At 66.8% G+C, this 6,407-nt stretch carries 7 protein-coding genes and 1 pseudogene; 1 reads left to right on the plus strand and 7 read right to left on the minus strand.

What is annotated here, in order from left to right; translation table 11 throughout:
* Nucleotides 1-909, plus strand: a pseudogene (locus B2W70_RS12330) (glucose-6-phosphate dehydrogenase); the annotation flags it as partial.
* Between the two features lie 97 nt (nucleotides 910-1,006).
* On the opposite strand, the gene B2W70_RS12335 reads toward B2W70_RS12330, so the two are convergent.
* From B2W70_RS12335 to B2W70_RS12365, 7 genes are all read right to left on the minus strand, one after another.
* Nucleotides 1,007-1,294: an STAS domain-containing protein gene (locus B2W70_RS12335; protein WP_137842292.1), complete on the minus strand. Its 288-nt coding sequence runs from the start codon at nucleotides 1,292-1,294 to the stop codon at nucleotides 1,007-1,009.
* Between the two features lies 1 nt (nucleotide 1,295).
* Nucleotides 1,296-1,985, minus strand: coding sequence for an MlaC/ttg2D family ABC transporter substrate-binding protein (locus B2W70_RS12340; protein ID WP_083506179.1), 690 nt, complete (start codon nucleotides 1,983-1,985; stop codon nucleotides 1,296-1,298).
* A gap of 53 nt (nucleotides 1,986-2,038) precedes the next feature.
* Nucleotides 2,039-3,055, minus strand: a complete 1,017-nt coding sequence (locus B2W70_RS12345; protein WP_286746087.1) for an MlaA family lipoprotein — start codon at nucleotides 3,053-3,055, stop codon at nucleotides 2,039-2,041.
* The gene (gene mlaD / locus B2W70_RS12350) at nucleotides 3,052-3,534 is read right to left on the minus strand and encodes an outer membrane lipid asymmetry maintenance protein MlaD (protein WP_058088613.1); all 483 of its coding nucleotides are present in this window, start codon (nucleotides 3,532-3,534) and stop codon (nucleotides 3,052-3,054) included. Before mlaD ends, B2W70_RS12345 begins: the two co-directional genes overlap by 4 nt.
* A 31-nt stretch (nucleotides 3,535-3,565) precedes the next feature.
* The gene (gene mlaE / locus B2W70_RS12355) at nucleotides 3,566-4,348 is read right to left on the minus strand and encodes a lipid asymmetry maintenance ABC transporter permease subunit MlaE (RefSeq protein ID WP_058088680.1); all 783 of its coding nucleotides are present in this window, start codon (nucleotides 4,346-4,348) and stop codon (nucleotides 3,566-3,568) included.
* Nucleotides 4,348-5,136, minus strand: coding sequence for an ABC transporter ATP-binding protein (locus B2W70_RS12360; RefSeq protein ID WP_286746099.1), 789 nt, complete (start codon nucleotides 5,134-5,136; stop codon nucleotides 4,348-4,350). Before B2W70_RS12360 ends, mlaE begins: the two co-directional genes overlap by 1 nt.
* A gap of 222 nt (nucleotides 5,137-5,358) precedes the next feature.
* Nucleotides 5,359-6,407 (minus strand): glutamate synthase subunit beta (locus tag B2W70_RS12365; protein WP_286746090.1); only part of this gene is annotated, 1,049 nt, incomplete at its 5' end.

Here is a 6,407-nt window from a genome sequence, read left to right on the forward strand (position 1 = left end):
TTTGGCAACGCGCTGTTCGAGCCGCTGTGGCGGCGCGAGAGCATCGCGCACATCCAGATCACGCTGGGTGAGTCGCTGGGGGTGAGCACGCGGGGCGACTTCTACGACCGAACCGGCGCGCTGCGCGACATGGTGCAGAACCACGCGCTGCAGTTGCTGACCATGATCGCCATGGAGCCGCCCTCCAGCTCGGACGCCGACGCCATCCGCGACGAAAAGCTCAAGGTGCTGCGCTCGCTCAAGCCCTTTGACGCCGCCTCGGTGGCGCGCGACGTGGTGCGTGGGCAGTACCGCGCCGGCACCGTCGCCGGGGAGTCGGTCTGCGGCTACCGCGAAGAGGCCAAGGTGCCCCAGAGCAGCCAGACCGAGACCTTCGTGGCCCTGCGCTGCGAGGTGCAGAACTGGCGCTGGGCCGGTGTGCCCTTCTACCTGCGCACCGGCAAGCGCATGACGCATTACCACGCCGAGATCGTCGTGACCTTCCGCCCCACGCCGCACGCCATCTTCCCCGGGGCGCAGGCGCCCAACCAGCTGGTGATCAAGCTGCAGCCGGAAGACGGCCTGGAGCTGCGCCTGATGGCCGCGCGCGGCGAGGTGGACGCGGTGGGCGCCGGCTCAGGGCAGGAAAGCCTGTCGCCGGTCTCGCTCGACCTGGACTTTCACAAGGCGTTTTCCAGCGAGCGGGTGGGCGCCTACGAGCGCATGCTGCTCGACGCGCTGGCGGGCCGACTCAACCTGTTCGTGCGCTCGGACGAGCAAGAGCAGGCATGGCGCTGGGTGGAGCCCATCCTGGAAGCCTGGCGACACGACACCGTGGGGCCGCGCCCTTACTCGGCGGGCACCTGGGGCCCGGCTGCGGCCAGCGCACTCGTGGCGCGGGACGGCTTTGCGTGGGCAGAGGAAGCCTGATCGATCAGGACAAGGCCCGCGCCTGAGTGGGGCAGCTTGAGCAGGCCCCGGGTGTGGGCCAGGGCTTGCGCGCCTCGGGCCACGCCCCTGGCCCGCGTCAGGCGGACTGAAGCAGGCCGTCCACGCCGTACAAGCGGGCCAACTCGGTCAACTTGGGCGGCAAACCCTGAACCGAAAACGCCCGACCGCTGCTGCGAGCCATGCGCTGGCACTCCAGCAGCACCGCCAGCGCGCTGGAGTCGAACTGCTGGAGGTCGGAGCCATCAACCGTCAACATGGCCGCCTGGGTGTCGCCCTGAGCGGCTGCCTGATCGAGCGTCTGGCGAAACAGGCTGAGCACATGCGGCACTTCCGCATGCGTGATCACGGGCGGCAGCAGCAGCATGTCAGCCCGCCACCTTGCGCGTCGCCAGTTGCTTGTTGCGCTCGACCAGCTTGGCGATCAGGCCATCGATGCCCGAAGCGCTGACCTCTTGCGCGAAGCTGCTCTGGTAGGTCTGCACCAGCCAGGCGCCCAGCACGTTGACGTCGTAGATCTTCCAGCCGGCATCGGCCTTCTCCAGGCGGTAGTCGAGCTGGATGGCCTCGCCCTTGTTGCGCACCAGGGTGCGCACGATGACCTCGGTGTCTTCCGGACGGCTGCGCATCGGGCGGTACTCGATGGTCTGGTCCTTGATCTGGGCTGCGGCACCGGCGTAGGTGTAGATCAGCAGGGTCTTGAACTCTTCCTGCAGGCGCTGCTTCTGTTCGGGCGTGGCCTGGCGCCAGGGGCGGCCCACGGCGGCCGAGGTCATGCGCTGCAGGTTCACGTTCGGCAAGATCTTGCTCTCGACCATGGCCTGCACGCGGCGCAGGTCACCCTGCTGGATGCCCTTGTCGGCCTTGACGGTGGCAAACACCTCGTCGGTGATGCGCTTGATGAAGGCATCGGGGGTGGCGGCCTGCGCGGTGGCGGCTGCGGTGGCGGTGGCGGGCGTGGACTGGGCCAGCGCCGACGTCACCGGCAAGGCGAGACCCAGGCCGAGGGCCGAGGCGATCACCCAGCGGGCGGTGTTCTGACGGAATGGGGCGTTCATGTTGGCAAGCTCCTGGATGTCATGGCCACCTCTTGGCGGGCGGCACCGTTGTTTCAACGCGCGAGGACCGGCTCGGGCAGACCCTGGCGAAGAACTTCACCTGTGTTCACACGCGAAGCGTCGGCCGTTGCGGTGCCTGCCGAGGCGACCTCGGCGAAAGCTGGCGAAAACGCCCACTCCGGATCGGCCACCGACAGCATCACCCGATGCACCGAAACGTTGGCCGGCGCAGTGAGCGCCGGGCCCGCGACCACGGTGGCCAGGGCCGACTCAGGCAGCCCCACAGGCAACACGCTGGCACCGGGCGAGCCGGCTGCTGGCGCTTCGGGCTCCTTCGACTCATCGACGAAGGGCTCTTCTTCATCGTCATCGGCGTCGGGCGGCTCGCCGTTGTGGATCAGGTTCTGGCGGCGCTGCAGGTAGGCATCGCGGATGAAGGCGTACTTGTCGAGCGCGATGTCGTTGACCAGGTCGCCTGCGGCCAGCAGGTCGGCGCGAAGGCTGATCAGGTTCACGCCCGTGATGGCCAACTCGGCCTTCCAGCCATCGGCCAGCATGGTGCCGCCGAACGCGAAGGTGGGCGGGATGTCGAACGAGTCACGCGCTGTTGACGGGCCCAGGAAAGGCCAGACGATGTAGGCGCCGGGGCCCATGCCCCACACGCCCAGGGTCTGGCCGAGGTCTTCGTTGGGGCGCTCCAGCCGCATCGGCGTGGCGATGTCGATCAGGCCCGCCAGGCCGAAGGTCGTGTTCATGCTAACGCGCATGATGGCCGTGGCGCCTTCGCCGAAGCGGCCTTGCAGGAACAGGTTGACCGTGGACCAAACGTCGCGCAAGTTGTTGAAGAAATTGCGCACGCCGATGCGCACAGGCTCGGGCGTGACGTTCACGTAGCCCCGCGCCACCGGCTGCAGGACGTTCTCGTCGACCGTTTCGTTGAACGCGAACACCTCGCGGTTCAGGTTCTCGAAGGGGTCTGGCTGCTGGCGCGTGGCACAGCCCTGGAGCAAGCTCGCGCACACCAGGGCGACCACCACGGCCGATCGGCGCATGGCGAAGCGGTTGATCACTTGCTGCCTCCCTTTTCGGTGTCGCCATCGGCGGCCTTGCTGAAGAGGAACTGCGAGATCAGGTTTTCCAGCACGATGGCCGATTGCGTGGCCTTGATGGCGTCGCCCTGGGCCAGGTTGCTTTCTTCGAAACCCGGCTCCAGGCCGATGTACTGCTCACCCAGCAGACCGGAGGTCAGGATCTTGGCGGATGAGTCTTTCGGGAAGACCACGTCCTTGTTGAGCTTGAGCTCGACCACGGCCTGGTAGCCCTGGGTGTCGAAGGTGATCTTGCCGACACGGCCCACCACCACGCCAGCGCTGCGCACCGCTGCCTTGGGCTTGAGGCCACCGATGTTGTCAAAGCGCGCGTTGACGGTGTAGCCCTGCTCGAAATTGAGGGTCAGCAAATTGCCGGCCTGCAAGGCCAGGAACAGGATGGCACCAGCGCCCAACAGCACGAACAGCCCCACCCAGACGTCATGTTTCCACTTTTGCATCTTGTTCTTCCTTCTTGTCAGCCTGCCTCGATCAGATCGAGAACATCATGGCCGTCAGCACGAAATCCAGCCCCAGCACAGCGAGCGACGCCATCACGACCGTGCGCGTGGTGGCCCGCGACACACCTTCGGGCGTGGGCTGGCATTCAAAACCTTGCAACAGGGCCACGAAGGTGACGGTCAGGCCGAACACCAGGCTCTTGAGCATGCCGTTGCCCACGTCGGCGAACACCTCGACACCACCCTGCATCTGAGACCAGAACGCGCCTGGGTCGACCCCGATCATCACCACGCCGACGACCCAGCCGCCCAGCACACCGACCGCCGAGAACACGGCCGCCAGCAAGGGCATGGCGATGACGCCGCCCCAGAAACGTGGCGCCAGCACCCGACGGATCGGGTCGACCCCCATCATCTCCATGGCGGCGAGCTGCTCGCCCGCCTTCATCAGGCCGATGCCAGCGGTCAGCGCCGTGCCAGCCCGCCCGGCGAACAGCAGAGCCGAGACAACCGGGCCCAGCTCGCGCACCAGCGACAAGGCCACCATCATGCCCAGGGCCTCGCTCGAACCGTAGCGTTGCAACACATAGTAGCCCTGCAGCCCGAGCACGAATCCGACGAACAGGCCGGAAACCACGATGATCGCCAGCGAATAGTTGCCCAGGAAAAACACCTGCTCGACCAGCAGACGGGGCCGCCGGAAGGTGTCGCCCAGCATGCTCAGCAGGGTCAGGAACAGGCGCGCGGCGTAGCCCATGTCGGCCAGCTTGCTGCGCACGGACATGCCGACGCGCGCGGGAGACAGCCAGCGCATCATCCGCGCACCCCGAAGTCGACGCCGGCGTCAACGGCCGGCTGGTGGAACCGCACCGGGCCGTCGGCCTCGGCATGAACGAACTGCTTGACCAGCGGGTCTTCGCTGGCTGACATCTCGGCGGGCGTGCCCTGGGCCACGATGCGCCCGTTGGCCACCAGCACGACGTGGTCGGCGATCATGAACGTTTCGTGCACGTCGTGCGAGACGACCACCGAGGTCAGGCCCATGGTGTCGTTGAGCTCGCGGATCAACCGCGCGGCCACCCCCATGGAGATGGGGTCGAGGCCGGCGAAAGGCTCGTCGTACAGCATGAGTTCGGGGTCGAGCGCCATGGCGCGCGCGAGGGCCACGCGACGGGCCATGCCCCCGGAGATCTCGCTGGGCAGCAGGTCGCGCGAGCCGCGCAAGCCAACCGCGTTGAGCTTCATGAGCACCAGGTCGCGCAGGATGGATTCGGGCAGCCGGGTGTGCTCGCGCAACGGGAAGGCGACGTTCTCGAACACCGTCAGGTCGGTGAACAGCGCGCCTTGCTGAAAGAGCATGCCCATGCGCCGACGCAGGGCCATGAGCTCATCGCCTTGCAGGCGGGAGATGTCCTGGCCACCGATCAGCACCTCGCCCTTCATGGGCTGGATCTGGCGGCCGATCAGGCGCAGCACCGTGGTCTTGCCACCGCCGGAGGTGCCCATCAGCGCCACCACCTTGCCGCGTGGCACCACCAGGTTGATGTCGGACAGGATGATCCGGTCGCCGTAACCGCAGGTGACGTTGCGCAGCTCGATCATGGCGGGCGCCTGGGCCTCGCCGTTCGCTGCGGCATCGGAGGTGGGGGACACGGGTGGGGTCATGGGCCAAGAAAAAAGAGCCGGTGACACTTCACCGGCTCCTTGATCATAGGGGATTCACCGCATGCGTGCAGGCCGGGGCGCGACCTGCACACAACATGGGGAGCAAAACCCCGTTGCCACCCCGTTTCTCCGGGGGTTCAACGATGTCAGCGCGCCACTTCAGCGCGGCAGCGTGGTCGAGCCCATCAGGAAAGCATCGACTTCGCGAGCAGCCTGACGGCCTTCGCGGATGGCCCACACCACCAGCGACTGACCGCGGCGCACGTCGCCAGCGGCGAACACCTTGGCGGCGTTGGTCTTGTAGCCACCGACATCGGTCGAAGCCTTGGCGTTGCCGCGGCCGTCCTTGTCGACGCCGAAGCCTTCGAGCAGGGTGTTGACCGGGTTGGTGAAGCCCATGGCCAGCAGCACCAGGTCCGCCTTGTAGGTCTTCTCGGTGCCGGCCACTTCGGAGAACTTGCCGTCCTTGAACTCGACCTGCACGGTCTTCAGGCCGGTGACCTTGCCGTTTTCGCCGAAGAACTCCTTGGTGGCGACCGCGAATTCACGCACGCAACCTTCGTCGTGGCTGGAGGAGGTGCGCAGCTTGATCGGCCAGTAAGGCCAGGTCAGCTCCTTGTTCTCCTGCTCGGGCGGCATGGGCATCACTTCGAACTGAGTCACGCTCTTGGCGCCGTGGCGGTTCGAGGTGCCCACGCAGTCGGAGCCGGTGTCGCCACCGCCGATGACGATGACGTCCTTGCCCGTGGCCATGATCTGGTCCTTGACCTTGCCGCCCGCGTTGACGCGGTTCTGCATGGGCAGGAACTCCATGGCGAAGTGGATGCCGGCGAGGTCGCGCCCCGGCACCGGCAGGTCACGCGACTGCTCGGAGCCACCGGCCAGGATCACGGCGTCGAACTCCTTGTTGAGTTGCTCGGGCGTGATGCTGTCCTTGGCCCAGTTGGTGACCTTGGAACCAGCACCCGCGGCAGGCATGTCGCCGACGATGGTGTTGGTCTTGAAGACCACGCCTTCGGCTTCCATCTGCTTGACGCGGCGGTCGATGTGCGACTTGTCGAACTTGAAGTCGGGGATGCCGAAGCGCAGCAGGCCACCGATGGTGTCGTTCTTCTCGAAGACGGTCACGTCGTGGCCGACGCGGGCGAGCTGCTGGGCAGCGGCCATGCCGGCGGGGCCGGAGCCCACGACGGCGACCTTCTTGCCGG

Source organism: Aquabacterium sp. UBA2148, assembly GCF_002328915.1.
Lineage (GTDB): Bacteria > Pseudomonadota > Gammaproteobacteria > Burkholderiales > Burkholderiaceae_C > Aquabacterium > Aquabacterium parvum.

Excerpts from the sequence above, each read along its gene's own strand:
- B2W70_RS12335 (WP_137842292.1), bottom strand. The coding sequence starts at position 1,294 with ATGCTGCTGCTGCCGCCCGTGATCACGCATGCGGAAGTGCCGCATGTG.
- mlaD (WP_058088613.1), bottom strand. The coding sequence starts at position 3,534 with ATGCAAAAGTGGAAACATGACGTCTGGGTGGGGCTGTTCGTGCTGTTG.
- B2W70_RS12360 (WP_286746099.1), bottom strand. The coding sequence starts at position 5,136 with ATGATCGAGCTGCGCAACGTCACCTGCGGTTACGGCGACCGGATCATC.
- B2W70_RS12340 (WP_083506179.1), bottom strand. The coding sequence starts at position 1,985 with ATGAACGCCCCATTCCGTCAGAACACCGCCCGCTGGGTGATCGCCTCG.
- mlaE (WP_058088680.1), bottom strand. The coding sequence starts at position 4,348 with ATGCGCTGGCTGTCTCCCGCGCGCGTCGGCATGTCCGTGCGCAGCAAG.